This window comes from Nocardia sp. NPDC056000, assembly GCF_042269265.1.
Classification (GTDB): domain Bacteria; phylum Actinomycetota; class Actinomycetes; order Mycobacteriales; family Mycobacteriaceae; genus Nocardia.
This window is the reverse complement of the sequence record NZ_JBHJXS010000003.1, coordinates 582,063-605,740: the sequence shown is the minus strand read 5'-3', so window position 1 is coordinate 605,740 and position 23,678 is coordinate 582,063. Positions and strand designations below refer to the sequence as shown.

The 23,678-nt window shown below is 66.2% G+C and carries 25 protein-coding genes and 1 riboswitch; of the genes, 18 read left to right on the top strand and 7 right to left on the bottom strand.

Annotation, left to right across the window (positions count from 1 at the left end):
* The first annotated feature begins 65 nt into the window (after positions 1-65).
* Positions 66-239: riboswitch (M-box (ykoK) riboswitch) on the top strand.
* Between the two features lie 203 nt (positions 240-442).
* The 4 genes from ACFC4D_RS11405 to ACFC4D_RS11390 all read left to right on the top strand — a co-directional run bounded on the left by ACFC4D_RS11405 (position 443) and on the right by ACFC4D_RS11390 (position 4,890).
* Complete coding sequence (locus tag ACFC4D_RS11405) at positions 443-1,144, top strand: MgtC/SapB family protein (RefSeq protein WP_364634842.1); 702 nt, start codon at positions 443-445, stop codon at positions 1,142-1,144.
* Entirely contained in the window at positions 1,141-2,871 is a 1,731-nt protein-coding gene (locus tag ACFC4D_RS11400) for an ABC transporter permease (protein WP_376062630.1), read from the top strand. Before ACFC4D_RS11405 ends, ACFC4D_RS11400 begins: the two co-directional genes overlap by 4 nt.
* A 15-nt stretch (positions 2,872-2,886) precedes the next feature.
* The gene (locus tag ACFC4D_RS11395; RefSeq protein WP_375952325.1) at positions 2,887-4,203 is read left to right on the top strand and encodes a nitrate/sulfonate/bicarbonate ABC transporter ATP-binding protein; all 1,317 of its coding nucleotides are present in this window, start codon (positions 2,887-2,889) and stop codon (positions 4,201-4,203) included.
* Positions 4,204-4,323: 120 nt separating this feature from the next.
* Positions 4,324-4,890: a YbhB/YbcL family Raf kinase inhibitor-like protein gene (locus tag ACFC4D_RS11390; protein ID WP_376062629.1), complete on the top strand. Its 567-nt coding sequence runs from the start codon at positions 4,324-4,326 to the stop codon at positions 4,888-4,890.
* Positions 4,891-4,948: 58 nt separating this feature from the next.
* On the opposite strand, the gene ACFC4D_RS11385 is transcribed toward ACFC4D_RS11390, so the two are convergent.
* Positions 4,949-6,481: a DHA2 family efflux MFS transporter permease subunit gene (locus ACFC4D_RS11385; protein ID WP_375952331.1), complete on the bottom strand. Its 1,533-nt coding sequence runs from the start codon at positions 6,479-6,481 to the stop codon at positions 4,949-4,951.
* A gap of 258 nt (positions 6,482-6,739) precedes the next feature.
* Between ACFC4D_RS11385 and ACFC4D_RS11380 the strand changes: the two genes are divergently transcribed.
* The 7 genes from ACFC4D_RS11380 to ACFC4D_RS11350 all read left to right on the top strand — a co-directional run bounded on the left by ACFC4D_RS11380 (position 6,740) and on the right by ACFC4D_RS11350 (position 12,324).
* A complete protein-coding gene (locus ACFC4D_RS11380) occupies positions 6,740-6,973 on the top strand; it encodes a hypothetical protein (protein WP_364634854.1) in 234 nt (77 codons plus the stop codon).
* A gap of 35 nt (positions 6,974-7,008) precedes the next feature.
* Positions 7,009-8,109 (top strand): SPFH domain-containing protein, encoded by a 1,101-nt coding sequence (locus ACFC4D_RS11375; protein WP_364634857.1) that lies wholly within the window; start codon positions 7,009-7,011, stop codon positions 8,107-8,109.
* 61 nt (positions 8,110-8,170) lie between these two features.
* Positions 8,171-8,548, top strand: a complete 378-nt coding sequence (locus tag ACFC4D_RS11370) for a cold-shock protein (protein WP_376062723.1) — start codon at positions 8,171-8,173, stop codon at positions 8,546-8,548.
* A 110-nt stretch (positions 8,549-8,658) separates the two neighbouring features.
* Entirely contained in the window at positions 8,659-9,774 is a 1,116-nt protein-coding gene (locus tag ACFC4D_RS11365) for an ATP-dependent DNA ligase (protein WP_375952339.1), read from the top strand.
* Positions 9,771-10,844 (top strand): DNA polymerase domain-containing protein, encoded by a 1,074-nt coding sequence (locus ACFC4D_RS11360; protein WP_376062628.1) that lies wholly within the window; start codon positions 9,771-9,773, stop codon positions 10,842-10,844. The genes ACFC4D_RS11365 and ACFC4D_RS11360 overlap by 4 nt, the downstream gene beginning before the upstream one ends.
* A gap of 55 nt (positions 10,845-10,899) precedes the next feature.
* Complete coding sequence (locus tag ACFC4D_RS11355; protein ID WP_375952345.1) at positions 10,900-11,151, top strand: hypothetical protein; 252 nt, start codon at positions 10,900-10,902, stop codon at positions 11,149-11,151.
* Between the two features lie 276 nt (positions 11,152-11,427).
* Positions 11,428-12,324, top strand: a complete 897-nt coding sequence (locus ACFC4D_RS11350) for an alpha/beta hydrolase fold domain-containing protein (protein WP_376062627.1) — start codon at positions 11,428-11,430, stop codon at positions 12,322-12,324.
* A 74-nt stretch (positions 12,325-12,398) separates the two neighbouring features.
* Here the strand turns inward: ACFC4D_RS11350 and ACFC4D_RS11345 are convergent, their stop codons facing one another.
* Positions 12,399-13,232 (bottom strand): LLM class F420-dependent oxidoreductase, encoded by an 834-nt coding sequence (locus ACFC4D_RS11345; RefSeq protein ID WP_376062626.1) that lies wholly within the window; start codon positions 13,230-13,232, stop codon positions 12,399-12,401.
* Positions 13,233-13,377: 145 nt separating this feature from the next.
* On the opposite strand from ACFC4D_RS11345, the gene ACFC4D_RS11340 reads away from it, so the two are divergent.
* Positions 13,378-13,848, top strand: a complete 471-nt coding sequence (locus tag ACFC4D_RS11340; protein WP_376062625.1) for a hypothetical protein — start codon at positions 13,378-13,380, stop codon at positions 13,846-13,848.
* A gap of 13 nt (positions 13,849-13,861) precedes the next feature.
* Here the strand turns inward: ACFC4D_RS11340 and ACFC4D_RS11335 are convergent, their stop codons facing one another.
* Entirely contained in the window at positions 13,862-14,260 is a 399-nt protein-coding gene (locus ACFC4D_RS11335) for a winged helix-turn-helix transcriptional regulator (RefSeq protein WP_376062624.1), read from the bottom strand.
* Between the two features lie 153 nt (positions 14,261-14,413).
* Here ACFC4D_RS11335 and ACFC4D_RS11330 point away from each other — a divergent pair, with 153 nt between their 5' ends.
* Positions 14,414-15,334: an NADP-dependent oxidoreductase gene (locus tag ACFC4D_RS11330; RefSeq protein WP_376062623.1), complete on the top strand. Its 921-nt coding sequence runs from the start codon at positions 14,414-14,416 to the stop codon at positions 15,332-15,334.
* Here ACFC4D_RS11330 and ACFC4D_RS11325 read toward each other — a convergent pair.
* The gene (locus ACFC4D_RS11325; RefSeq protein WP_376062622.1) at positions 15,331-16,062 is read right to left on the bottom strand and encodes a hypothetical protein; all 732 of its coding nucleotides are present in this window, start codon (positions 16,060-16,062) and stop codon (positions 15,331-15,333) included. The genes ACFC4D_RS11330 and ACFC4D_RS11325 overlap by 4 nt on opposite strands.
* 164 nt (positions 16,063-16,226) lie before the next feature.
* Between ACFC4D_RS11325 and ACFC4D_RS11320 the strand changes: the two genes are divergently transcribed.
* The 3 genes from ACFC4D_RS11320 to ACFC4D_RS11310 all read left to right on the top strand — a co-directional run bounded on the left by ACFC4D_RS11320 (position 16,227) and on the right by ACFC4D_RS11310 (position 18,954).
* Positions 16,227-16,793 carry a TetR/AcrR family transcriptional regulator gene (locus ACFC4D_RS11320; protein ID WP_376062621.1) on the top strand — a complete coding sequence of 189 codons (567 nt, stop codon included), beginning with the start codon at positions 16,227-16,229 and terminating at the stop codon, positions 16,791-16,793.
* A gap of 126 nt (positions 16,794-16,919) precedes the next feature.
* The gene (locus ACFC4D_RS11315; protein ID WP_376062620.1) at positions 16,920-17,915 is read left to right on the top strand and encodes an NADPH:quinone oxidoreductase family protein; all 996 of its coding nucleotides are present in this window, start codon (positions 16,920-16,922) and stop codon (positions 17,913-17,915) included.
* 43 nt (positions 17,916-17,958) lie between these two features.
* A complete protein-coding gene (locus ACFC4D_RS11310) occupies positions 17,959-18,954 on the top strand; it encodes an RNA polymerase subunit sigma-70 (protein ID WP_376062619.1) in 996 nt (331 codons plus the stop codon).
* A 55-nt stretch (positions 18,955-19,009) separates the two neighbouring features.
* Here ACFC4D_RS11310 and ACFC4D_RS11305 read toward each other — a convergent pair whose 3' ends face one another.
* The 3 genes from ACFC4D_RS11305 to ACFC4D_RS11295 all read right to left on the bottom strand — a co-directional run bounded on the left by ACFC4D_RS11305 (position 19,010) and on the right by ACFC4D_RS11295 (position 21,603).
* Positions 19,010-19,597, bottom strand: a complete 588-nt coding sequence (locus ACFC4D_RS11305) for a TetR/AcrR family transcriptional regulator (protein ID WP_364636055.1) — start codon at positions 19,595-19,597, stop codon at positions 19,010-19,012.
* A gap of 82 nt (positions 19,598-19,679) precedes the next feature.
* Positions 19,680-20,825 (bottom strand): acyl-CoA dehydrogenase family protein, encoded by a 1,146-nt coding sequence (locus tag ACFC4D_RS11300; RefSeq protein WP_364634895.1) that lies wholly within the window; start codon positions 20,823-20,825, stop codon positions 19,680-19,682.
* A gap of 85 nt (positions 20,826-20,910) precedes the next feature.
* Positions 20,911-21,603 (bottom strand): TetR/AcrR family transcriptional regulator, encoded by a 693-nt coding sequence (locus ACFC4D_RS11295; RefSeq protein ID WP_376062618.1) that lies wholly within the window; start codon positions 21,601-21,603, stop codon positions 20,911-20,913.
* A gap of 191 nt (positions 21,604-21,794) precedes the next feature.
* Between ACFC4D_RS11295 and ACFC4D_RS11290 the strand changes: the two genes are divergently transcribed.
* Positions 21,795-22,010: a hypothetical protein gene (locus ACFC4D_RS11290; RefSeq protein ID WP_364634900.1), complete on the top strand. Its 216-nt coding sequence runs from the start codon at positions 21,795-21,797 to the stop codon at positions 22,008-22,010.
* Entirely contained in the window at positions 22,007-23,539 is a 1,533-nt protein-coding gene (locus ACFC4D_RS11285; RefSeq protein ID WP_376062617.1) for a hypothetical protein, read from the top strand. The genes ACFC4D_RS11290 and ACFC4D_RS11285 overlap by 4 nt, the downstream gene beginning before the upstream one ends.
* Positions 23,540-23,678: the final 139 nt, after the last annotated feature.

Sequence of the window (23,678 nt, the reverse complement as noted above, 5' to 3'; positions counted from 1 at the left end):
CAGGAAGTTGCGCTCGTCACATGGGTTGCCCGCGACCCGTGCCGGGGTGTTTACTCGCTGACACAAGGTGCCGTCGTTAGCTGAGGCTCCTCTGCGGATATAGGCCGGCGACCCCGAACGTCGAGAGACGCCCCGGGTCAGGACAGGTCTCCCCGGATTAAGGGGTGATCCCGACCGGCTCCCACACCCGATGTGGGTTACGCCGTGGAGTGCTGAAGGTCTTACGAGGGGTGGTTACCGTTTCCGGCCGTCCAATGCCGGATCCACTCCCTGGTGGCGCGTTCGCGTAGTGGGTGTGGAGGTGATCGTCGTGCCCGATGGATCGGACAGAGTTCCGTTAGCCAATCGTTCACCAGGCGACACTTCTTTTCTCCGCTGCGGGCTGGTTTCCTGCCTGTAGCGTGCCTTGACGAGTGCGCCGACCTCTTAGTTGGAGGGCGTCATGACCACGTGGGAAATGTTGCTGCGGCTCGGCGCGGGTGTCGGGCTCGGCGCGGTGATCGGGTTCGAGCGCCAGTACCGGGCACGTATGGCCGGACTGCGCACGAACGCGCTTGTCGCGGCCGGGGCCACCCTGTTCGTGCTGTTGTCCGCGCACGGGTTCAGCGGTAAGGACGCTGACCCGACTCGTGTTGCGGCACAGATTGTTTCGGGTATCGGCTTCCTGGGCGCGGGTGTGATCCTGCGCGACGGGTTCAATATCCGCGGACTCAATACCGCGGCCACGCTGTGGTGCGCGGCCGCGGTCGGCGCACTGGCCGGTGCCGGGATGTACAGCACCGCCGCGGCGGGCACGGTGGCGGTGGTGGTGGTCAATACCGCGCTGCGGACCGCGGCGCGCGCGGTGGATCGCCCGGCCGAGGGTGTGGTGGAGGCGCTGTACGCGTTCACCGCACGCACCGATGACGATCACGAGGCCGCTGTGCGTTCGCTGCTGGTGCAGTCACTGGCCCGCACCGATTTCCGGCTGGTGTCGATCTCGAGCCACAACATCGAACCCAATCGGGTCGAGGTGCGCGCGGAGCTGACCGGGGATCGCCGCGATGATCGGCAAATGGAGTCCGCGGTGAGCCGGTTGAGCCTGGAGCCGTCGGTGACCAGCGTGGGCTGGCGCACGGTGCCGCAGACCGAGGTGGAGGCGTGAGCACCACCTACCCCAGCCGGGGTGTGCTGGATCGTCCGCGTTCGCGCTGGGCCGATATCGCGGTGTTTGCGGGCGCGGCGGTGCTGATCTGGCTGGCGGTGCGGGTGTCGGCGGGCATGGATGTGCCGTTCAACGATGCCAGCGCACCGTCCAGCATTTCCACCGATCCGGCCGAGCTGCCGTACTACGCGGCGCGTTCGCTGCTGCGCATGTTCCTGGCGCTGGGTCTCTCGATCGCGTTCACCTTCGTCTTCGCCACCGCGGCCGCGCGACTGCCGCGCGCGGAGAAGGTGCTGCTGCCGCTGCTCGACATCTTGCAATCGGTGCCGATTCTGGGTTTCCTGTCGGTGACGGTGACCGGGTTCATCGCCTTGTTCCCAGGATCATCGCTGGGGTTGGAGGCGGCCTCGATTTTCGCGATCTTCACCTCCCAGGCGTGGAATATGGCGTTCGCGTTCCATCATTCGCTGGTGTCGCAGCCGCGCGAACTCGATGAGGCCGCCCGGAATCTGAGATTGTCACGCTGGCAACGGTTCTGGCGACTCGATGTGCCCAGCGGCATGTTCCCGCTGGTGTGGAACGCGATGATGAGTTTCGGTGGCGGCTGGTTCTTCCTGACCGCGGCCGAGGCGATCAGCGTGAACAATCGCCAGTACGCGCTGCCGGGCATCGGCTCCTATGTGGCCTCGGCCGCCGCCGAAAGCGATACGCCCCGAATCCTTTTGGCGATCGTGACGATGGTGGTCATGGTGATCGGGTTGAATATCGCGTTCTGGCGTCCGATCACGGTGTGGGCCGAGCGTTTCCGCAATGAGGAGACCGAGGCCGCGAACGCGCCGCGCAGTCTGGTGCTGGATCTGTTGCGCCGCTCGCATATTCCGCCGCTGCTTGGCAAGGTGTTCGGGCCGCTGGTATATCCGATGGACCGCATCATGCGGGTGTTCGGGCTGGCCGAGCATCAGCTGTATGTGCCCGAAAAGCGCCGTCGCGCAAACGATGTGCTGTTCACCGCGGTGGTCGCGGTCGCGCTGGCGGTGGGCTGTTTCTACATGCTGCGCTATATCGACACCACCGTCGGCTTCGGTGAGGTCGCGCACGCGGGGTATCTGGGCGTGATCACCCTGGGCCGGGTCATCGTGCTGCTGATCTTCGCGACCGCGATCTGGGTGCCGATCGGGGTGTGGATCGGGTTGAACCCCAAGGTGTCCCGGATCGCGCAGCCGATCGTGCAGGTGCTGGCGAGTTTTCCGGCGAACTTCCTGTTCCCGCTGGTGACCGCGGTGCTGGTGGCCACGGGTGCGAGCCTGCAGTGGGCGGGCATCCTGCTCATGGCCCTGGGTGCGCAGTGGTACATCCTGTTCAATGTGATCGCGGGCGCGGCGGCGGTCCCGAACGATCTGCGCGAGGCGGCGGCGAGCCTGCGACTGCCGCGAAAGCTGTGGTGGCGCAAGCTGATTCTGCCCGCCATCTTCCCCAGCTATGTCACCGGTGCGATCACCGCGGCGGGCGGGGCGTGGAATGCCTCGATCGTCGCCGAGATCGTCCCGTACGGGGACACCACGCTGGTGGCGACCGGTTTGGGCGCGTACATCGCCGAGGCCACCCGTGACGGTGACAGTCCCCGCATTCTGGTGGGCGTGCTCGTGATGAGCGCCTACGTGGTCGGCATCAACCGCCTGTTCTGGCGTCGCCTCTACGCCCTGGCCCAGCGCCGCTATTCGCTCTGACCGAAAGGAACTCTCATGACGACCGCAACCACCGGAGAGGTCCTGATCGACATCGACGATGTCGGCATGTCCTTCACCGGCGCCGCCGGGGAGCGCCTCAATGTGCTCGAACATGTGAATCTGCAGGTGCGCGACGGGGAGATCGTGGCGCTGCTGGGCCGTTCGGGCTCGGGCAAATCGACGCTGCTGCGCACGGTGGCGGGGCTGCTGGCTCCCACCAGCGGGCAGGTTCGCTATCGCGGTAAGCCGCTCACGGGCGCGAATCCCGGTGCGGCCCTGGTGTTCCAGTCGTTCGCGCTGATGCCGTGGCTGACCGTGCAGGACAATGTGGAGCTCGGTTTGGCCGCGCGCGGTATCGCCCCCGAACGCCGCCGCCAGCTCGCCCTGGACGCCATCGACCGGATCGGCCTCGATGGTTTCGAATCGGCCTATCCGAAGGAGCTGTCCGGCGGTATGCGCCAGCGCGTGGGTTTCGCGCGCGCCCTGGTGCTCGAACCGGACCTGCTGCTCATGGATGAACCGTTCTCGGCGCTGGATGTGCTGACCGCGGAGAATCTGCGCACCGAACTGGTGAATTTGTGGGCCACAGACGATTTCCCTACCCGCGCGGTCTGCATCGTCACCCACAATATCGAGGAGGCGGTGCAGCTGGCCGACCGCGTGGTGGTGCTCGGCGCGAATCCGGGTCACATCATCGCCGAGGTCACCGTGGAGTTGCCCCGCCCGCGCAATCGCCGCGCCCCCGGTTTCATCGCCCTGGTCGATCAGATCTACGGTCTGCTCACCGGCCGCGATACCGAAATCGCCGCCACCGCAACCGATAACGGCACCCCCTTCGTCACTCCCCTGCCCGATGCCTCGGTCGGCGGTATCGCCGGTCTGCTGGAATTGGTCTATGCCCAGGACGGCCGCGCGGACCTGCCGGTCATCGCCGACGAACTCAATTTCGAACTCGATGATCTGCTGCCCCTGGTCGATGCCGCGGCCCTGCTGGGTTTCCTGATCGCCGATTCCGGCGATGTCATCCTCACCAATGTCGGCGCGAACTTCACCACCGCCGATATCCAAACCAGCAAACACGTTTTCGCCACCCAGGCCCGCCGCCGCGCACCCTTGGTCCGCACCATCTGCAGTGCCTTGGTCGGCAGCAGCGACGGCAGCGCCCGCGCCGATTTCTTCGCCGATCTACTGCGCCGCGGCTTCTCCGACGAGGATGCCCGCCGACAACTCGAACTGGCCATCGACTGGGGCCGCTACGGCGAGTTGTACGACTACGACACCGATTCGGGCCGCATCACCGCCGACCCCGCCGGGCTGGCCGCGACCTCCTGAGTGCTCGGCTGCCGCCGATCCGGCTCGGCGGCAGTCCCTTTCACGCTGTGACCGGAACGGGTGCGGGGGCTCGGGTCACCTGCTAGCGTGCGGCGGCGGTGCACGTTAGGAGAGATCATCATGGCCATTCTCGGCAAACTGCTCGCGAATCGCAGGGCCGGTGAGCGCACGCTGGCCTGGCATCGGCCGAATCTGGCCGGGGACGGCGTATTCGAGCTCACCAGCCCCGATTTCGAGCACGAGTCGTTCCTGACCACGCCACACGCCGGGAAACGGGTGGGCGGACAGGATCGCTCGCCCGCGCTGGCCTGGTCGGCTCCCCCGGCCGGGACCGCCCAGTTGCTGCTGGTGGTCGAGGATCCCGATGCGCCGATGTCCAAGCCGTTCGTGCACGCGGTCGCACTCCTGGATCCCGCGCGCACGGAGCTGGCGCAGGGTGCCCTCGACGGCGCGGAAACGGTTGCGGGCGTACAGGTGCTGCGCTCGGGATTCGGGCGCGGCTACATGGGCCCGTCTCCGATCAAGGGCCACGGCCCGCACCGGTATGCCTTCCAGCTCTTCGCCCTGGCCGAGCCGATCACCACCGTGAACGGGGCTCCGGTGGCGAAAGCGAAGCCGCCCGCGGTGCTCTCGGCCGCCCGCGCACTGGGTCGTGCCCGTATCGACGGCTTCTACGAACGTTCTTGAACAGCACAGCGCCCCCGCCGAATGGTTCGGCGGGGGCGCTGTGTGTGGTGCGAAAACCTCAGTGCGCGACGACGACCGGGGTTTCGGCGAGTTCCGGGTTCTTGGGTTTGGTGCGGGGTAGGAAGAACGCCGGGATGAGGGTGACGGCCAGGAGCACCAGGGCGACCACGAAGGTGTGGGCGAAGGCGGTGGCCGCTTCGTCGAAACCGGTGGACAGTGCGCCCGGGGGCAACTTTTCGGCGATCTCCGGGTTGGAGCGCGAGCCGATGGCGGCTCCGGCGAGGGGGCGGTTGTTGAGCAGATTCGTCAGGACCACGGAAATGGTTGCGGTGCCGATGGATCCGGCGGTCTGGTTGACGATGTTCATCAGGGTGGAGCCGCGCGCCACCTGGGCGTGGGTGAGGGTTTGAATGGCGGCGGTCATGGTCGGCATCATGGTGCAGCCCATGCCCAGACCCATTACGAACAGCGCCCCGCACAGTGCCACGTAGGAGGTGTCCGCGCTGACCTGGGTCAGGAACGCCATGCCCAGCACCATGATCGAAATACCGGTGAGCACGATCTTGCCCGGGCCGATCTTGTCGACCAGGCGGCCCGCGACCGGCATGGTGAGCATCGCGCCCAGGCCCTGCGGTGCGATGAGCAGACCGGCCATCAGGGTCGATTCACCGCGCACCTGCTGCAGATAACTCGGCAGCAGCAGACCCGAACCGAAGAACGCCATGGCGAACAGGGTCATGGTGAGCACCGCGTAGCGCAGCGACGGGTTCTTGAACAGGCGCAGATCGATGAGCGGATGTTCGGTGTGCAGCGCCCGGTACACGAACGCCACCAGCAGGATCGCGCCGATGATCGCCGGGATCAGCACCTTGGCCGAGGCGACGGTGCCCTCCCCGGGAATCGAGGAGACACCGAACAGGAACAGCGCCAAACCCGGTGAGGCCAGCAGCATTCCGATGAAGTCGAAGGACTCCGAGGGTTCGGGCCGGTCCGCGGGGAACACGATGAACGCCAGCGCCAGGGCGATGATGCCGATGGGCAGGTTGATCAGGAAGATCCAGTGCCAGGAGAAGCTGTCGATGAGCCAGCCGCCCAGGATCGGGCCCATGATGGGGCCCAGCAGCATCGGCACGCCGAGTACGGCCATGACGCGGCCGATCCGCTGCGGTCCGGCGGCGTGGGTCATGATCGTCATGCCCAGCGGCATGAGCATGCCGCCGCCCAGGCCCTGGATGACGCGGAAGGCGATGAGCGACTCGATATTCCAGGCCGTGCTGCACAGGATCGAGCCGAGTACGAAGAAGATCAGCGCCGCCATGTAGAGGCGTTTGGTGCCGAATCGGTCGGCGGCCCAACCGGTCAGCGGGATGACGGTGGCCAGCGCCAGGGTGTAGCCGGTCATCGTCCACGCCGCGATGGCGTAGGTGGTGTCGAAGGTCTGCTGGAATGTAGGGATGGCTACGGTCACGACTGTCACGTCGAGGATCGACATGATGGCGCCGAGCACGACGACGCCGGCGATTTTGAGGACGCCGGCGTCCAGTTTGTCGTCGGCCGTATTCGTGGCCGGTATATCCGGAGGGGTGGTCACCGCTTAAGCCTGCCAGCTCGGGGGCCCGGGAACCAGTATTTTCTCACCTCGACGCGCACGGGCATATTCTCGGCACCTTTCACGAGTGCGGAAGCGGCCGACGCGAACTCGGGCCGCGCTGCGGCATCGGAAATGATACCGATGGGTAGCAAAAATGTAGTTATCAATTTGGTCGCGAAATCCGACCGCGCGGTCCAACTATTGCCGGATTACGCAACTACCCTGGCAATTCACCGCGAATGCGAGGAGTTGCCCGAGATGTCCGACCCGGTGCTGGGACTGACCGGTACGCTGACCACGCCGATCCGGGGCGCACACAAACTCGGAGAGGTTCTGGTCGCCATCAGAGGGGGAACCGAGCTCTACATCGCGCGCGCCGACCAAGCACTCGACACCGGCACCCCCGTGCTGATCGTGGCGGTGCATCCGGGCCGGATCGTGGATGTGGTGCCGTGGATACCGCTCCCGGGCGACCATCGTGGGGAAATCTGAGACATCAGAAGTCTGAGACATCAAGGGAGGCAACAGTGCTCGGATACCATGTGCCCGATCCGGACGAGGCCATGCTGGTCAGCGGCGGGGGCACCAAGGACAATGCGCCGTTCCGCGTGGTCATCGGCCACGGCGCCTGGGTGATGCCGTTCTTCCGCAAGGTCAGCTATCTGTCACTGGCCATGTACGAGGCCGAGATCCAGGAACGCTGTGTCACCAAACAGGCCATCCAGCTCGATGTGCGCGCGGTCATCGCGTTCAAGGTCGCCAATGACACCGCCTCGATAGTCAATGCGGCACAACGGTTCCTGTCCGAACAGGAGCGTGAGATGTCGGTGCTGACCGGTCGCATCTTCTCCGGGCATCTGCGCTCGATCGTGGGCTCGATGACGGTCGAGGAGATCATTCGCGAACGCCAGAAACTGGCCGATGAGGTTTTAGTCGCCTCGAAGGTCGAGATGAGCAATATCGGACTGTGGGTGGATTCGCTGCAGATCCAGTCCATCGATGACGGCAACCTCGGCTACATCACCGCCCTGGCCGCCCCGCACAATGCCGCCATCCAGCGCGACGCGCAGATCGCGCAGGCCAGCGCCGCGCAGCTGGCCGCGCAGGCCGAACAGGAATCCCAGCGCCGCCAGGCCGAATACCAGCGCGAGACCGCACTGCTGCGCGCGCAGTATCAGCGCGATATCGACAAGGCCAATGCCGAAGCGGCACAGGCGGGTCCGCTCGCCCAGGCCACCGCGCTGCAGGAGGTGCTCACCGCGCAGGCCATCCAGGCGCGCAAACAGGCCGAGTTGCGCGAACAGCAGTTGCAGACCGAGGTGGTCAAACCCGCGCTCGCCGAGGCCGAACGGGTGCGCATCCTGGCCGTGGCCGAGGCCGATCGCACCCGCATCCAGGCCGAGGCCGCGGCGTCCAATAACCGCATCGCGCTGGATCAGCTTCTGATAGAACAGCTTCCGGAGATCGTGAAGCAGGCCGCCGCGGGGTTGTCCAATGCCAATCTGACGGTGCTCAACGGTCCCGAGGGCGTGAGCGAGATCGTCAATGGCATGGTGGGACAGGGATTGACGGTGTTCAATTCGTTGCAAAAGGCACTTTCTTCCAACAATGATCGTGCCGCGGACTAGAGTTACCGCAGAGGGACGCGGCGTACGAGGAGCGGGTGTTTAGGTGTCCATCGGGAAATTGGTGTCGTTCGACAGCTCGCGGGGTTTCGGTTTCATCCGTCCGGAAGACGGTGGGCCGGACGTGTTCGTCCATGTCAACGACATCGGGCTGGACGAGGATGAGCTGCGACAGGGGCGGGTGTTCGAATTCGATGTGACCGAGGGGGATCGCGGGCCCAAGGCCATCAATCTGGCCCTGGTCGCCGGCGCTCCGCCACCGGTGCGCGCGCATAAGGCCAAGGATCGCGCGCCGGGCGGGCAAATGAGCGCGGGCGAGCATCGCCGCCTGATCACCGAACTGCTCCTCGATGCCAGCCCCGCGCTCACGGCCGGGGAAATACTGACCATCCGGGACAGGCTGACCGCGTTCGCCGATCAGCATGGCTGGCTGGAAAACTGAGCAGTACCGCAAAACCGACCAGTACGGCATTACGATCTTCTCTGGACGCGGACCGGTGAATTCTCACCGGTCACGTCGTCTACCTGGGTGAACCAACCCGAGGAGGTCGTGTGGAGCTGCCCGTCATGCCGCCCGTGAAACCGATGCTGGCCAAATCGGTCTCCGAACTTCCCCGCGAGCCGGGGCTGCGCTATGAACCCAAATGGGATGGGTTCCGGTGCATCGTGTTTCGCGATGGGGACGAGATCGAACTCGGATCCCGCAATGATCGCCCCCTGACCCGGTATTTTCCCGAACTGGTCGAGCTGTTCGCCAAATCTCTGCCCGAGAAATGTGTGATCGACGGGGAGATCGTGGTCGTCACCGAGAACGGCCTGGACTTCGACACCCTGCAGCAGCGCCTGCATCCGGCGGCCTCGCGGGTGAACAAGCTCGCGGTGGAGACACCGGCCAGTTTCGTCGGATTCGATCTGCTCGCCCTCGGTGATCAGGATCTGACCGGGGAACCGTTCGCCGAACGCCGCCGCCTGCTGGAAACGATCCTGGACAAGAACACCGGCGGCGCGTCCGACAGCGGTGTCACCCGCATTCACCTCACCCCGCTCAGCGATGACCCCGACGTCGCGCAGGACTGGTTCACCCGGTTCGAGGGCGCGGGCTTCGACGGGGTGATGGTCAAGGCCGCGGATCTGCCGTATCTGCAGGACAAGCGGGTGATGTTCAAGGTCAAACATGAGCGCACCGCGGACTGCGTGATCGCCGGATTCCGCTGGCACAAGGACGGTGAAGGCGTCGGATCGCTGCTGCTGGGCTTGTTCGACGCCGACGGCAACCTGCATCACGTCGGGGTGGCGAGCAGTTTCACCGCCAAACGACGCAAAGAACTCGTCGAGGAGCTCGCGCCGCTGCGGGTGAACGCGCTGGAGAACCATCCGTGGCGCGAATGGGCCGATGCCGCCGCGCAGGCGCGCGCGGACGGGAAAATGCCGGGCGGAGTGAGTCGTTGGACCGGCGGTAAGGATCTGTCGTGGGAGCCGCTGCGCACCGAATTGGTGGCCGAGGTCCGCTATGAGCATGTGATGGCGGGACGATTGCGCCATGGCGGTCGCCTGGTGCGCTTCCGCACCGACCGCACCCCCGAATCGTGTACGTACGCGCAGCTGGACGAGGTCGCGCCAGCCGAACTGTCGGCCATTTTCGATGAGGCGAAAGGGACCGCGCGGTGAGCGATTCGGTCGAACTCGAGGTCGACGGGCGCACCGTCACCCTCTCCAATCCGGACAAGATCTACTTCAACAAGCGCGGGGAAACCAAACTCGGTCTGGCCAACTACTACCTGTCGGTGGCCGGGCCGATCATGAACACCATCGGCAACCGGCCGGTACTGCTCGAACGCTATCCCGATGGGGCCTCGGGCAAATCCTGGTTCCAGAAACGCGTCCCCAAATCGGTGCCGGACTGGTTACAGACCACCGTGGTCACCACCCCCAACGGCACCACCAGCGATGCCCTGGTCGCCGCCGATATGGCGCACATCCTGTGGGCGGTCAACCTGGGCTGCTTGGGTTTTCACGTCTGGCCCACGCACGCGGGCGCCGAACTCGAGGCCGCCACCCCGCAGGTCGAGGACGCCAACGGGGATCTGCTGCCCCCGACCGGCATCACCGACGAACTGCGCATCGACCTCGATCCCTCCCCCGGTATCGGATTCGATGATCTGCGCGAAGCCGCAAGGCGCACAAGGGATCTGTGCACCGAACTCGGTATCGACGTGCGCGTGAAAACCTCGGGCTCACGCGGCCTGCACCTGTACGCGCTGCTGGAACCGAACTGGGACGGCTACCAGGTCCGCGCCGCGGCGGTGGCATTGGCGCGCGAACTCGAACGCCGCCACCCCGACACCATCACCGCGGCCTGGTGGAAAGAGGAACGCGGCTCCCGCGTCTTCGTCGACTTCAACCAGAACGCCCCGCACAAAACGGTTTTCGGCGCGTGGTGCGTACGCCCCAAGGTCGGCGCACAGGTCTCCACCCCCATCGATTGGGACGTACTGGACACGGTCACCAACGACCAGATGACCATCGCGACGGTCCCGGCGTGGGTGGCTGAACACGGCGACGCGTGGGCGAACCGCATCCCACAATCGCTGACTCCCCTGCTGGAGATGTCGGAAAAAGATCTCGCCTCGGGATTGCTGGACGCCCCGTGGCCGCCGCAATATCCGAAAATGCCGAACGAACCCCCGCGCGTGCAACCCTCGCGCGCACGTAAGGAGAACGATCCGGGTGAGGGTTGAGCACGACCCGGCATGATCGGTGCGCGCGGCCGCCCGCAGGGGTGATGATGGCAGGGTGGGAAGCGAACGGATCCAGGTGCGCTGCGTTTTGGTGTTCGGGGACGCCGATTCCGCGGTCGCCTACCTCGAAACACCCTGGCATCCGGCGCGATCGCCGATGTCGTGGGCGGCGAAGGAGATAGCGACCCAGGCCGGACTGCCCGCCAATGAGCTGCCAGGCCGCGAATTCTGGGCCTACGCCGAACGACAACCCGACGGCACCACCCGACTGTCGGGATTCCAGCTGGTCTTCGATCCGCGCCTCTAGCCGAGAGATTCGGCCCGTCGCCGCTATTCGGGCCGACGCACCGTATCGCCGAATACTGGTGGCCGTCATGCGAGGGCGCGGTAGTGGATCATTCCCGGCACGGGCGGTGGCATCGCGGCAGGAATGATCCAGGCGCAAGCGCAGTGCCAGCGGCCGCAAGTGTGCGGTAAGGGACGCCAGTCACGATCGGTTGGTGTTGATTCGCGGTCGGTGGGGAGAGTCCGCCGCGTATCGACCGGCCGGACCGACTTCCGCATCCACGCATAAGGAGCGCCCATGGCGAGCATTCGAGCCGAACTGTTGACCGTAGTCGTGCGCGCGCTGCGGGTGCGGCGCAAATACGATGGGCCGCAACGGATTCGGGCAACCATCGCGGCCGATCGGGCGAAGGGTCCGGCGGTGCCGTCGGCGAAGATTCGGGGGCGGGTCTCGGTGCGGGAGATGGATTTTCGCGGGCGCAGGGTCTTCGTGTTGAGTCCGCGCACGGCGGTTTCGGGTCCGGTCGCGATCTATCTGCACGGGGGTGGATGGGTGGAGCCGATCGCGGATCCGCATTGGGAGTTGATCGAGGCGTTGGTGCGGCGGCTGGATCGGCCGATCGTGGTGCCGATGTATCCGCTGGCTCCCGAATGCACCGCCGATGAGGTTTTCGCCTGGCTGCTGCCGTTCTACGCCGATATCGCCGGAGGGGACGCGCCGGTGCTGCTGGGTGATTCGGCGGGTGCGAATCTTGCGCTGTCACTGACAATTCAGGCCATTGCCGACGGATTGACGGCGCCCTCGGCTCTGGTGCTGGTCTCGCCGTGTCTGGATGCCACGCTCAGTGATCCGCGGCTGGCCGAGATCGAACCCCGCGATCCGATTCTGCCGGTGCACGGGGTTGCCGAGCTCGCGCGACTCTACGCCGGGGAACGCGCGGTCACCGATCCGCTGATCAGTCCGTTGTTCGCGGATTTGACCGGGGTGCCGCCGATCGCGCTGTTCACCGGCACCCGCGATATCCTCAATGTCGACGCGCACCGATTCCGTTCCCGCGCAGCCGAATTCGGTATCGAACTGGACTGGCACGAATATCCCGGCATGCTGCACGCCTGGCCGTTGTTCCCGATCCCGGAGGCCGAGCGCGCGATCGGTGAGATGGTCGACTTCCTCACCGGCGCACTCGTGCGTTGAGGACACCATCGCCGATACGAACCTCACAGCGCCGCACGGCATCTCACCGTGCGGCGCGTCCCGAGGGGTTGCGGTCAGACGCGTGCGGTCAGTACCGGTGCGAGGGCGCGCAGGTCGCGCACGTAATCCTCGCCGAGTACCTGCAGCGCTACGTGATCCGCGCCCGCGCGCAGGTGTTCGGTGGCGGCGTCGGCGATCTGCTCGGCGGTGCCGTGCAGGACCAGCGCGTCGACGAGGCGATCGCTACCGGGCGGGGTGAGGTCGGCGTCGTGGAAACCGGAGCGGCGCAGGTTGTTCACGTAATTGCTCAGTGACAGGTAGAAGCTGGTGGAGTTGCGGCCGAGTTCGCGCGCTCGGTCGACGTCGGTGTCGAGTACGACCTTGTGTTCGGGCGCGATGAGGGTGTCCGGGCCGAGCAGCTTACGCAGGGATGCGGTGTGCGCGGGGGTGGACAGGTACGGCAGCGCTCCGGCGGTGCGGTCGCGCGCGAGTTCGGCGACCTTGGGGCCGAGCGCGGCGAGCGCACGCCGCTCCTTGGGTACCCCGGCGGCGTCGAGTTCGTCGAGGTACTGCACCAGTGCGTCATAGGGTTTGGTGTATTCGCCGGTGTGTTCGCGATGTCCGGCCCCGATTCCGAGCAGGAATCGCCCCGGGAACCGGGCGTCGAGGCGGTGGAAGGTTTCGGCGGCCTGTGCCGCCGGGGACGCCCACACGTTCACGATGCTGGTGCCGAGGGTGATCGTGTCCGATCCGGCCAGCAACGCCTCGTAGCCGTCCCAGTCCGCGGGCGGCGAACTGCCCAGCCAGACCGCGCCGTAACCGAGTTCCTCCAGCTCACGCACCTGTTCGGGGGTCACCATCGAATATGGCCGCCACACACCGAACTTCCCGAGTTGATCATTCGCCATACCTGCGGGCAACAGCCTCGATTCGGATCGCATTCCCCGGCCCAGCCCCGACTATTGCCGTCATGTTTCCGAACGGAAGCGTCCCTAGAGTGAGCCGGGATCGATATCAGCAGTTCCACGAGTTCGGCAATCGAGAGGGTACGACATGTCCTTCAGTTCTTTGTCGCGTGTTCTGATCTGTGGTTTCGCCGGTGCCGCAGCACTTTTCGCGTTCACTCCGGCCGCGCAGGCCGATCCGCCCGAATGGGAGGTCGCCAAGAGTTGCTCGGGGGTGTACCTGACCACCGACGGTGCGGCCGAGGTGCAGTCCTGCGTCTACCAGTACGAGGGCGTGCTCAAGGCGTACGGCAGCCTGACCTCCAAGACCGGCGGTTCGACGATCGATAATTGCACGATGGTCGTGAAGATCATCGACAAGGACGCCTACCGCACGCAGTCGAACGAGGAGGTCGCGGTCAGCAGGGATATGCCGTGTTTCAACGGCAGCTATCCCTCCCCGCCGCTGGCGACGAACACCGCGGCGGTGGTCGCGGGTCACCACTACGTCAGCTACACCGAGATCACCCATAACGGCCAGGGCGTGGCACGCATCTACAGTCCGGAACTGATCCCGTAAATCCGATACGCGGCTAGTTGACGGTGTCGAAGCTGGCACGGGCGGCGAACACCTCGTCCATGTTGGCTTCGGCCCATTCCTTGAGCATGGCCAGGATAGGCAGCAGACTGACCCCGAGCGGGGTGAGTGAATAGTCCACGCGCACCGGAACCTGCGGGGTCACCTGCCGGTCGAGCAGGCCGTCGCGTTCGAGGTTGCGCAGGGTTTGGGTGAGCATCTTATTGCTGATACCCGCGACGATCGCGGCGATCTCACCGTAACGGCGGGGTCCGTCGGACAGGCTCGCCAGCAGCAGGCCGGTCCATTTATCGCTGAGGGTGTCCAGGAGTTTATTGGTGGGACAGGCGGCGATGAACGCGTTGTACGCGGTTTTGCGTTCTTCGCGCTGCTGGGCGACGGTTCGGGTGGGCATCGGAACTCCTCGGTGGGCTAGGCACTTCCCGGTGCCTTCTTCTCACGGGATGGGGCCGGATCTACGTTGGTGATACGCCCCGCCGGTCATGATCCGGCGGATCGCGTTCCACCGGTGGATAGTCCAACCCTTCTCATACTCAGGAGCATTCCGATGCGTGCTGTGGCATTCCGCGAATTCGGCGGGCCGGATGTGGTGAACATTCTCGACCTGCCCGAACCCAAACCTCAGGCGGGACAGGTGCTGGTGAAAGTTGTTGCGGCCCCGGTGAATCCGATCGATACGGCGTCACGGGCCGGATATCTGGCCGCGATCCTGCCCGCGCGGGAGGTGTATGTGCCGGGGATCGAGTTCTCCGGTGCGGTGGCCGCGCTGGGTGCGGGGGTCACCGGATTCGAGGTGGGGCAGGCGGTGATCGGGTTGCTGCCGTGGCTGACCGATCCGGTCGGCGCGGCGGCCGAATACGTGGTGATCGCGGCGAACGCACTGGCGGCCGCGCCGAGTTCGGCCGATCCGATCGCGGCGTCCACATTGCCGTTGAACGGGATCACCGCGGATCTGGCGGTCGCGGCGGCCGATGTGTCGGCGGGGCGGACCGTCCTGGTCACCGGCGCGGCCGGTGGTGTGGGCGGTTATGTGACCCAGCTGGCGGCCGCACGTGGTGCGCGTGTGATCGCGGTGGCCGGTGCGGGTGATGCCGAACTCGTACGTTCTTTGGGCGCAACGGATTTCGTGGATCGCGAACGAGCGACGATCGAGTCGCTGCGCGCACTGGACCCCGATGCGATCATCGATGCCGCGGTGCGCGGACCGGAAGTGATCGGCGCGCTGCGCGATGGCGGCCGGTTCGTGGCGCTATTGCCCACCGGCGCACCGGATTCCGAACGCGGTATCACCGTACATACCGTGCAGCAGGCTCCGGACGGGGCGCGACTGGCAGCGCTCGCGGACCTGGTGGACGCCGGAACCCTGACGCTGCGGGTGGCCGAGACCTTCCCGCTCGAACAGGCTGCCGCCGCGCACACCCGCTTCGAGAAGGGCGGGGTGCGCGGGCGGCTGGTGTTGCTGCCCTAGGCCAGGGCGGCGGCCGGTGCGGGACGCGAATCCAGCACGGCCGCACGCATTTTCGCCAGTGACACGATGTGCAGGGTCAGCATGATCGGGACGATGACCGTCGGGATCAATACCAGCGGCAGCAGACCGTTGGCGGCGGTCGTCGGCGTCACAGTGATGATGCGGGTGGGACCGGGAGCCGCCAGGAAACCCAGCGTCATCGCGATAACGAGGTCCATCAGTCCCAGGATGTTGAACCAGAGCAGTGCGCGCCGCCCGACCGTGCCGCGGCGCAGCATGCGCGTCAGGACGATCGCCTCGAGGCCGATGCCCAGATCACCGATGCCGGCGGGGAGCGCGAAGATCGCCGGGAGCGAGCCCAGCGCGAACGCGGTCAGGAAAACGGTGCCGCCGGTGACGCGCAGAATATGCGGCGCGGTCAGTCGCCACGGTGCGGCCGGATCGGTGAGGATGCGGGTGATCGCGGGAATTCTGGTGCAGGCCACCGCGATCGCGGTGGCGGCCAGTGCGGCGACGCCGATCAGCGGGTTGGGAGTGTCCGGGGTCAATCGGTACGCGCCCGCGTCGGCGAGCAGCCCGCTCACCAGAGCCCAGGCGGCCCAACCGAATCCGGCGGCGACGCCGAGCCGGAGATTCCCGGCGCGCCGGAAGCCCTCGAACAGCAGTAGCGCCAGGCCGAGAACGCCCGCGATCACGATCAGCCATACGACAGTTGGGAAGGGGTACATGCCGCCCTCGTTTCCTACGAGATATTTCGAACAGCGAATCTGTTTCCGAACTCTGTGTTCGATTATGCTCGAGGGGCTCCGGTGCAGGTCAACAACCAAATCCGGGTACCTGTACGGTTCCGGACACCTCGCGCGAATTGTCCGGAAACAGCGAGGAGGCGGCTATGGGCGACCAGGACCGGCGAGTGCGGCGCACCCGCAGAACACTGCACGAGGCGTTCCTGTCACTGGTGCTCGAACAGGGGTATGAGCAGACCACCGTGCAGGACATCCTCGATCGCGCCGATATCGGCCGCTCCACCTTCTACGCGCACTACCGCGATAAAGAAGCGCTGCTGACAACGACTTTCGACGATATGCGCGCACAGCTGGAGACCGAATTCGATCGGATGAGTTCCGCGCATAAGCCGATCGAGGTGGACCGGCCCGCGGCGCTGATCTTCGAACACGCGCACCGCAATCAGCGCGTGTACCGAGCCATGTGCGGGCGTCCCGGCGGCAACCTCGTCCACCGGCATCTGCATCAGGTGATCGTGGAACTATTGCGGGATCGCTTGCCGCCGAACGTATTCGGTGACGGGCCATCCAATGAGGTGATCGCCCAGTTCTATGCCGCGGCCACGGTCGGCGTGCTGGCGTGGTGGATCGATGACGATTTCCGGGCCGACCCGGCGCGTTTGGCCGCGGACTTCCGGCAACTGGCGACCCGGGGCACCGGCGCGCTGACCTAGCATCCGCCGACTCTCCGGCACGGGTTCTCCGATGTCCGCGATTCCTTTGCGCCGCGACTCGGGTCTACCTGAGAGGAGCGGTCACCGAACCGTTCTCGATCATGACCTCGAGCAGGAATGGGACCGATGATGACTATCCCCGTGACGATGCGCGCGCTGGAGCAGACCTCCGGCGACGGCCCGCAGGATATGCGCCTGATCACCGATGCGCCGGTTCCGTCCCCGGGTCCGGGCGAGGTGTTGATCCGGGTGGAGGCGGCCGGGGTCAATTTCGCCGATATCTCGCGGGCGCACGGGACCTTCGGAAATGGTCCGCGGCCGCCCTATATCGCGGGTTTCGAGACTGCCGGGGAGATCGTGGCGGTGGGTGCGGAGGTGAGCGGGCATCAGCCGGGAACCCGGGTGGCCGGTATCGGGGACGGCGTGTTCGCCGAGTACGCGCTGCTGCGCGCGGCCGCGATGATTCCGGTGCCACCGGGGTGGACGTCGGCGCAGGCATTGGGGGTGATGGTGAACTGGCCGACCGCGCTGGCCGCGTTGAAACCGCTGGGCGAGCTCACCGCCGGGCAGACCGTGGTGATTCCGGCGGCGGCGGGCGCGACCGGTCAGGCCGCGGTGCGCATAGCCAAACACTATGGGGCCACGGTCATCGCCACCGCCGCAGCGGGCAAACACGACACGGTACGGGCACTGGGCGCAGACCATGTACTGGATTCGCGCGGCGGCGATTTCACAGCCGAGGTATTGCGCCTGACCGACGGCCTGGGCGCTGATCTGGTGCTCGAATGCGCGGGCGGAGCCGGTTTCGACGCGAGCCTGGCCGCCGCCAAACGCGTGACCGGCCGGGTGGTGGTCTACGGGGTGGCGGGCGGTACGGCCCCGCTCACCAATTGGGATCTGGTGTATCGGCACCAGATTCACCTCATCGGCCTCAATATCGGGGTGCTGGCACAAACCGCGCCCGATATCTTCGGCGCGGTGCTGACCGAACTGTTCGGCCTCATCGGCGCGGGCGTGCTCGTCCCCGCCGAACCGACCACCTACGATCTGGCCGATGGGCCGAAAGCGCTCGCGGAGTTGGAAACCCGGGCCACCGTCGGCAAACTCGCACTGCTGCCCTGAGCATCGGTATTCCCATGCGAACCCGTCCGCCTAGGCTCACGCTATGACCTCGCGGGTGCGCACCGCAGCGGATCGAGACGCGTTCGCCGCCGAGACCGCACCGTTTCGGCGCGAATTGCTCGCGCACTGCTATCGCATGGTCGGCTCGGCACACGATGCCGAGGATCTGGTGCAGGAAACCTATCTGCGGGCGTGGCGACACTATGACGGGTTCGACGGTCGCGCTTCGATTCGCACCTGGCTGTACACGATCGCCACCAATGTCTGTCTGAGCGCGGTGCGGCCGCGACCGATTCGGGTCCTGCCTTCGGGACTGGGCGGTCCCTGCGAGGATCCGGACCGGATACCGACTCCCGTTGCATCCGGCGAGGTTTCATGGCTGGAACCGCTGCCGGATCGCTGGCTCACCCCGGATGTCGATGATCCGGCGGCCGTGGTGATCGCGCGCGAGTCGGTGCGGTTGGCGCTCATCGCGAGTTTGCAGCGACTGCCCGCACGCCAGCGCGCGATCCTGCTGCTGCGCGAGGTGCTGGCGTTCTCCGCCAGCGATACCGCCGACATCCTCGATACCACCGTCGCGGCAGTCAAGAGCGGTCTGCAACGCGCCCGCGCGAAACTCGACGAATCCTCGCCCGAACCCGCGGGTCTGCTCGAACCTGCCGATGAGCGTGCCCGCGCACTCCTCGACGGCTATATCGCGGCCTTCGAGCACGCCGATGCCGCACTGCTGGAACAGGTGTTGCGCGCCGACGCCACCCTGGAAGCGACACCCTTCCGCGAATGGCGGGCCGGGCGCACCCTGTGCATTCAGCTCCTCGCCGCGTTCGTGTTCGGCGCACCGGGTCAGTGGCGACTGCTCCCCACCACCGCCAATGGCCGGCCCGCCGCCGCGGTCTACCGTCGGCACTCCGGCGGTGAATTGCGCGCCAACGGCATCGTGGTGCTCGCGGCGACCGACACCGGTGTTGCCCGCGTGATCGCCTTCGAAAATCCCACCCTGGTGCCGATATTCGGATTCCCGCCGGTGCTCACCGACTGACCGGCGATCGGTCCCGGTGCGCCGTCGATGTGTCGACCGCGCACCGGGACCGAAATCAGATCTCGCCGTTGACCTTCGGGAACGACTGCGTGATCAGCGTGGTGAGGGTATCGGCCAGCAGGTCGTGCACCTGCGGGCGATCCAGGGTGCCGCGCACGATCCACTCGCGGCCCGCGGCCTTGACCAGTCCGCCGTAACAGCGCACCAGGGCACGCAATTCGGCACTGTGCAGCGAATCGCTCAGGCCCACCATCTGTACGACGCGTTCGGCCGCGGCATTATCGGCCTCGTCCAGAATGCGTTGTACGTCCGGATCGTCGCCGATGCCTTCGAGCCCGGTGACCTTGACCCACGTGGTGCCGTGCTCACCGATGGTGTCCAGCAGCCATGCCACGCTCGCCTCCACCCGCTCCCGGATGGTCCCCTCGGGGGCGACCATGTAATCCGGGCGCGGCAGCGTCACCATGCGGCGCACGACCGCCAGATACAGATCGCGCTTATTGCCGAAGTAGTGATTGATCAGCCCGCGCGCCACACCGGCGCGCTGCGCCAACTCCGCGGTGGAGACAGCGGCGTACGGACGTTCGCCGAACATGTCGATGGCGCAGGACAGGATCTGCGCGCGGCGCTCGTCGGGCTCCAGTCGGCGCCGCCGGGACGTGGTGTCCTCGGCGGGTACCGGCCTGGAGTCGGTGTTACCGCCGGTCTTCGACGGTGCTGGGGTACTAGAGTGAGCGGGCAATGAGGTCCTTCATCACCTCGTTGGCGCCCGCGAGGATCCGCAGGATCCGGGCGCCGGTGTACAGCTGGGCAATCGGATATTCGGTCATGTAGCCATAGCCGCCGAAGAACTGCAGGCAGCGATCCACCACATTACCGAGTTGGTCGGTCAACCAGTACTTCGACATGGCAGCGGTGGGAATGTCCAACTCCCCGCGCAGGTGTTTGGCGATGCAGTCATCGAGGAACACCCGGCCCACCCTGGCGATGGTGGCGCATTCGGCGAGCTCGAATTTGGTGTTCTGCATGGCGAACAGCGGTTTGCCGAAAGCCTCACGGCCCTTGGTGTATTCGACGGTCAGCTCGACCGCCTTCTCCGTCATCGCCACCGCCAGAATCGCGGTGACCAGGCGTTCCTGGGCCAGCATCTGCATCATCTGATAGAAGCCCTGGCCCTCGGCCTGGCCCAGCAGATTCGAGGCGGGCACGCGCAGGCCGTCGAAGAACAGCTCGGCGGTGTCCTGACCCTTACCGCCGATCTTGGACAGGATGCGACCGCGGGTGAAGCCCGGGGTGTCGTCCCCGACCTCGGCGAAGATCAGCGAGACGCCCGCCGCGCCCTGGGTGGGATCGGTCTTGACCGCCAGGATGATGCCGTCGCACAGCCAGCCGTTGGAGATGAAGATCTTGGATCCGGTGATGATGTACTCATCGCCCTCGCGCACCGCGCGGGTCTTGATGTTCTGCAGATCCGAGCCGGTACCGGGTTCGGTCATACCGATGGACAGCAGCATCTCACCGCTGGCAGCCTTGGGCAGCACCCGCCGCTTGAGCTCTTCCGAGCCGAACTGGTGGATGTAGGGCGCGATGATCGAGGAGTGCACCGACATGCCCAGGGCTCCGTCGCCCAGGTGCGCCTGCGCCTCGATGATGGCGGCCTCGTGCGCGAATGTGCCGCCGCCACCACCGTATTCGGCCGGGATCGCCGCGCACAGCAGGCCGAGTTCACCGGCCCGGTTGTACAGGGCGCGGTCGGGATGGCCCTGTTCGATGAACTTCTCCTCGTGCGGGATCACCTCCTTCTCGAAGAAGGTGCTCGCCAGTCCTCGTACCGCTTCGACCTCGTCGTCGCTCCATGCGGGGCGTGCCATCGTCGTTCCTTCGCTTGTCCTGCGCGCACTCACGCGCGCCTCGAGACCAAGGGTGCACGGCTATTGGCAAAGTGTCAACAGTGTGTCAGGACTCGGCCGAGCGCGCCTGATTGACCTCGGCGAAAGTCGCGAAAATCGGCGTGTCCGGATCAGCGGCGATGCCCTGGCGGCGCAGGAAACCATCGATCAGACCCCACACCAATTCCGTCGCCTGATCGATGAATTCGGCCGTCTGCTCCGCCGACGGGCGATCCGAATCCGAGAGCCACAGATCGGTGATCGCCACCACCGCACCCACCAGCGCGCGCGAAAGATATTCCAGCCCCGAGGTTTCCAGCGGCACCGCCTCGGCCACCGAACGCGCCATCTTGGTCAGCTTGCCCGCCGCCTCGCGGCCCAGATCCAGTTGCAGCACACCCGAACCCGACTGCTGCGCGGGCGACTGGCCCAGAAAACGAAAAACGTTGGGATGCTCCAGAATTCCATTCGCGTAATCGGTGAACACACGCTGTAGCGCCGCACGCGGGGGCGCGAGCATGAGCGTCATATCCGAACCCGTGGCCGAAAAAGCGCGCCGCGTCATGCGATCCGCGATCTCGGTGAACAGATCACCCTTATCCGCGAACTGGCGGTACAGCCGCGGTTTGGTGATCCCGGCCTCGCGGGCGATGTCATCCATGCTGGGACGCGGACCGTCACGATCGATCACCCGCACCGCCGCATCCACGATGTCGTCACGGGTCACCTGCGGGGCGGATCCGGCACTGATTCGAGCCACGCGGGCAGTGTACACGTACCGGCGGTACGAGTGCTCGCAGTGAAATCTTCGCCGTTAACCGCGCTTGTTACCGGGTAGTCAAGTGATCGAAGCCACAACCCAGGTCAGCCCACCGGCATTGCTTTCACCCAGAACGTACTGCCAGTATCGAATCCCGTACCGGCAGTACGATCGACCCGGAAAGACACCCGATGTCCCACGCAGCACGCCAACTCGCCGACACCCTGCGCGCACCCCTGCCCGCGGACTTCGACCGGCTCCCCGAGACCGACCTCACCGAACTCGACCGACTCCTGCGCGCCGCCCTCACCCGCCGCGGCGACAACCTCGACGCCGCCATCGCCAGCTCGCTCGACTTCGTCCCGCGCCTCATGCGCCCCGCCGTCAAGAAAGCACTGGGACTATGAGCGAACACCTCGTCGCCGTCGCCGAAACCACCAAACTCGCGCGCCTGCTCGGCATCACCGACCCCACCGAACTCGACTTCCTCGTCGACCTGCCACCCGCCGCCATCCGCGAATTCCGCGAACGCGCCACCGACCTGCTCTTCGACCGCGACACCAAACGCCTCAAAGGCGTCGCCGCCGGAGCCAAACTCGTCCCCGTCACCATCAGCGCCAAAGTCGCCGAACGCGCCTTCGGACCCACCCTCTGCGCCGCCGTCGCCAGCGCCGTCGAACCCCACCGCGCCATCGACATCGCCAAATCCCTGCCCGCACCCTTCCTCGCCGACTGCGCCGTCCAACTCGACCCCCGCCGCACCGCCGCCATCATCGCCGCCGTCCCCGCCAAACTCGTCGTCGACGTCGCCCGCGAACTCCTCGCACACGGCGACCACATCACCATGGGCCGCTTCGTCCACGTCGTCCCCGAACCCGCACTGCGCGCCGCCGCACCCGTCATGAGCGACACCGACCTCCTGCGCATCGGCTTCCTACTCGAAGACAAAACCGCCATCGACAACGTCCTGCACATCGTCGCCGACCGCGTCCCCGGCGTAATTCGCGCCGCCGCAGCACAATCCATGTGGGCCGAAGGCATCGACCTGCTCGACTCCATCGCACCGCACAACCGCGCCTGGATCGGCAACATCACCGCAGGCCTCGGCGACGACGTCCTCGACGCCCTCATCAACGCCGTCTACGAACTCGACGCCTGGACCACCCTGCTGCCCATCACCAGCGCCATGAACCACGACAGCCTGCGACTGTTCGCCGAACGCCCCGCCGTCCACGCCGAACCCATCCTCGCCGCCATCATGGACACCGCCCTCGACGGCGGCCAATGGGTCAACCTGCTCCCCCTCGCCGCCCATCTGCCCGGCGCCCAAATCGAATTCATCGCCGCCCGCGTCGCCGCCGAAACCGACACCCGCCTCGGCGAACTCGTCCGCGAAGCCGACGCCGCCGGACTCTGGGACGCCCTCATCCCCATCGCCCTGGCCATGACCGACGACAACCGCCGCCGCATGGCAGCACTACCCGTCCTGTCCGAACCCGACGTCCTGCGCGCCGTCATCACCAGCACCGCCGAACACGACCTCTGGGCACAGGCCCTGCCACTGGTCGACGCACTCCCCGACACCGTCAAACCCATCCTCGCCACCTGCATCGGCGACCTCGACCGCGAACAACTCCTCGCCGCCGTACTCACCGCCTCACGCGGGGACAACATCCACACCCTCGTCGATATCGCCCTCGCCCAAGACCAGCAGGGCCGCGCCCGCATCCTGGAAATCATCGACGGCATGGACGACCTCGAAGAATTCCTCGCCGCCCTCACCGTCGAAACACCCGAAATCGTCTGGCACGCCCTCATCGAAGTCCGCGCCGAAATCCCCACCGGACTCCTGACCCAGCTCGCCGAACGCGCCCGCGAACTCGGCCGCGACCACGACGCCGCCGAACTCGAACCCCTCGGCGCCACAACCGAATAGCCACACCCCACCCGTGCCCCGCCACCACACCACGGCGGGGCACCGGCGTATCCCACTGTGCCGCGCGCCATATCCGCACGTGGCCGTGGCGAACCCACCCCGCCACCGATGCGACAATGGACGACGCCCACCCGCCCAC

What these genes read in the sequence shown, in the direction of transcription:
- ACFC4D_RS11350 (WP_376062627.1), top strand. Translation starts at nt 11,428, where the DNA reads ATGGCGAGCATTCGAGCCGAACTGTTGACCGTAGTCGTGCGCGCGCTG.
- ACFC4D_RS11405 (WP_364634842.1), top strand. Translation starts at nt 443, where the DNA reads ATGACCACGTGGGAAATGTTGCTGCGGCTCGGCGCGGGTGTCGGGCTC.
- ACFC4D_RS11320 (WP_376062621.1), top strand. Translation starts at nt 16,227, where the DNA reads ATGGGCGACCAGGACCGGCGAGTGCGGCGCACCCGCAGAACACTGCAC.
- ACFC4D_RS11300 (WP_364634895.1), bottom strand. Translation starts at nt 20,825, where the DNA reads ATGGCACGCCCCGCATGGAGCGACGACGAGGTCGAAGCGGTACGAGGA.
- ACFC4D_RS11340 (WP_376062625.1), top strand. Translation starts at nt 13,378, where the DNA reads ATGTCCTTCAGTTCTTTGTCGCGTGTTCTGATCTGTGGTTTCGCCGGT.
- ACFC4D_RS11310 (WP_376062619.1), top strand. Translation starts at nt 17,959, where the DNA reads ATGACCTCGCGGGTGCGCACCGCAGCGGATCGAGACGCGTTCGCCGCC.
- ACFC4D_RS11345 (WP_376062626.1), bottom strand. Translation starts at nt 13,232, where the DNA reads ATGGCGAATGATCAACTCGGGAAGTTCGGTGTGTGGCGGCCATATTCG.
- ACFC4D_RS11390 (WP_376062629.1), top strand. Translation starts at nt 4,324, where the DNA reads ATGGCCATTCTCGGCAAACTGCTCGCGAATCGCAGGGCCGGTGAGCGC.
- ACFC4D_RS11290 (WP_364634900.1), top strand. Translation starts at nt 21,795, where the DNA reads ATGTCCCACGCAGCACGCCAACTCGCCGACACCCTGCGCGCACCCCTG.
- ACFC4D_RS11395 (WP_375952325.1), top strand. Translation starts at nt 2,887, where the DNA reads ATGACGACCGCAACCACCGGAGAGGTCCTGATCGACATCGACGATGTC.
- ACFC4D_RS11285 (WP_376062617.1), top strand. Translation starts at nt 22,007, where the DNA reads ATGAGCGAACACCTCGTCGCCGTCGCCGAAACCACCAAACTCGCGCGC.
- ACFC4D_RS11315 (WP_376062620.1), top strand. Translation starts at nt 16,920, where the DNA reads ATGATGACTATCCCCGTGACGATGCGCGCGCTGGAGCAGACCTCCGGC.
- ACFC4D_RS11330 (WP_376062623.1), top strand. Translation starts at nt 14,414, where the DNA reads ATGCGTGCTGTGGCATTCCGCGAATTCGGCGGGCCGGATGTGGTGAAC.
- ACFC4D_RS11335 (WP_376062624.1), bottom strand. Translation starts at nt 14,260, where the DNA reads ATGCCCACCCGAACCGTCGCCCAGCAGCGCGAAGAACGCAAAACCGCG.
- ACFC4D_RS11325 (WP_376062622.1), bottom strand. Translation starts at nt 16,062, where the DNA reads ATGTACCCCTTCCCAACTGTCGTATGGCTGATCGTGATCGCGGGCGTT.
- ACFC4D_RS11380 (WP_364634854.1), top strand. Translation starts at nt 6,740, where the DNA reads ATGTCCGACCCGGTGCTGGGACTGACCGGTACGCTGACCACGCCGATC.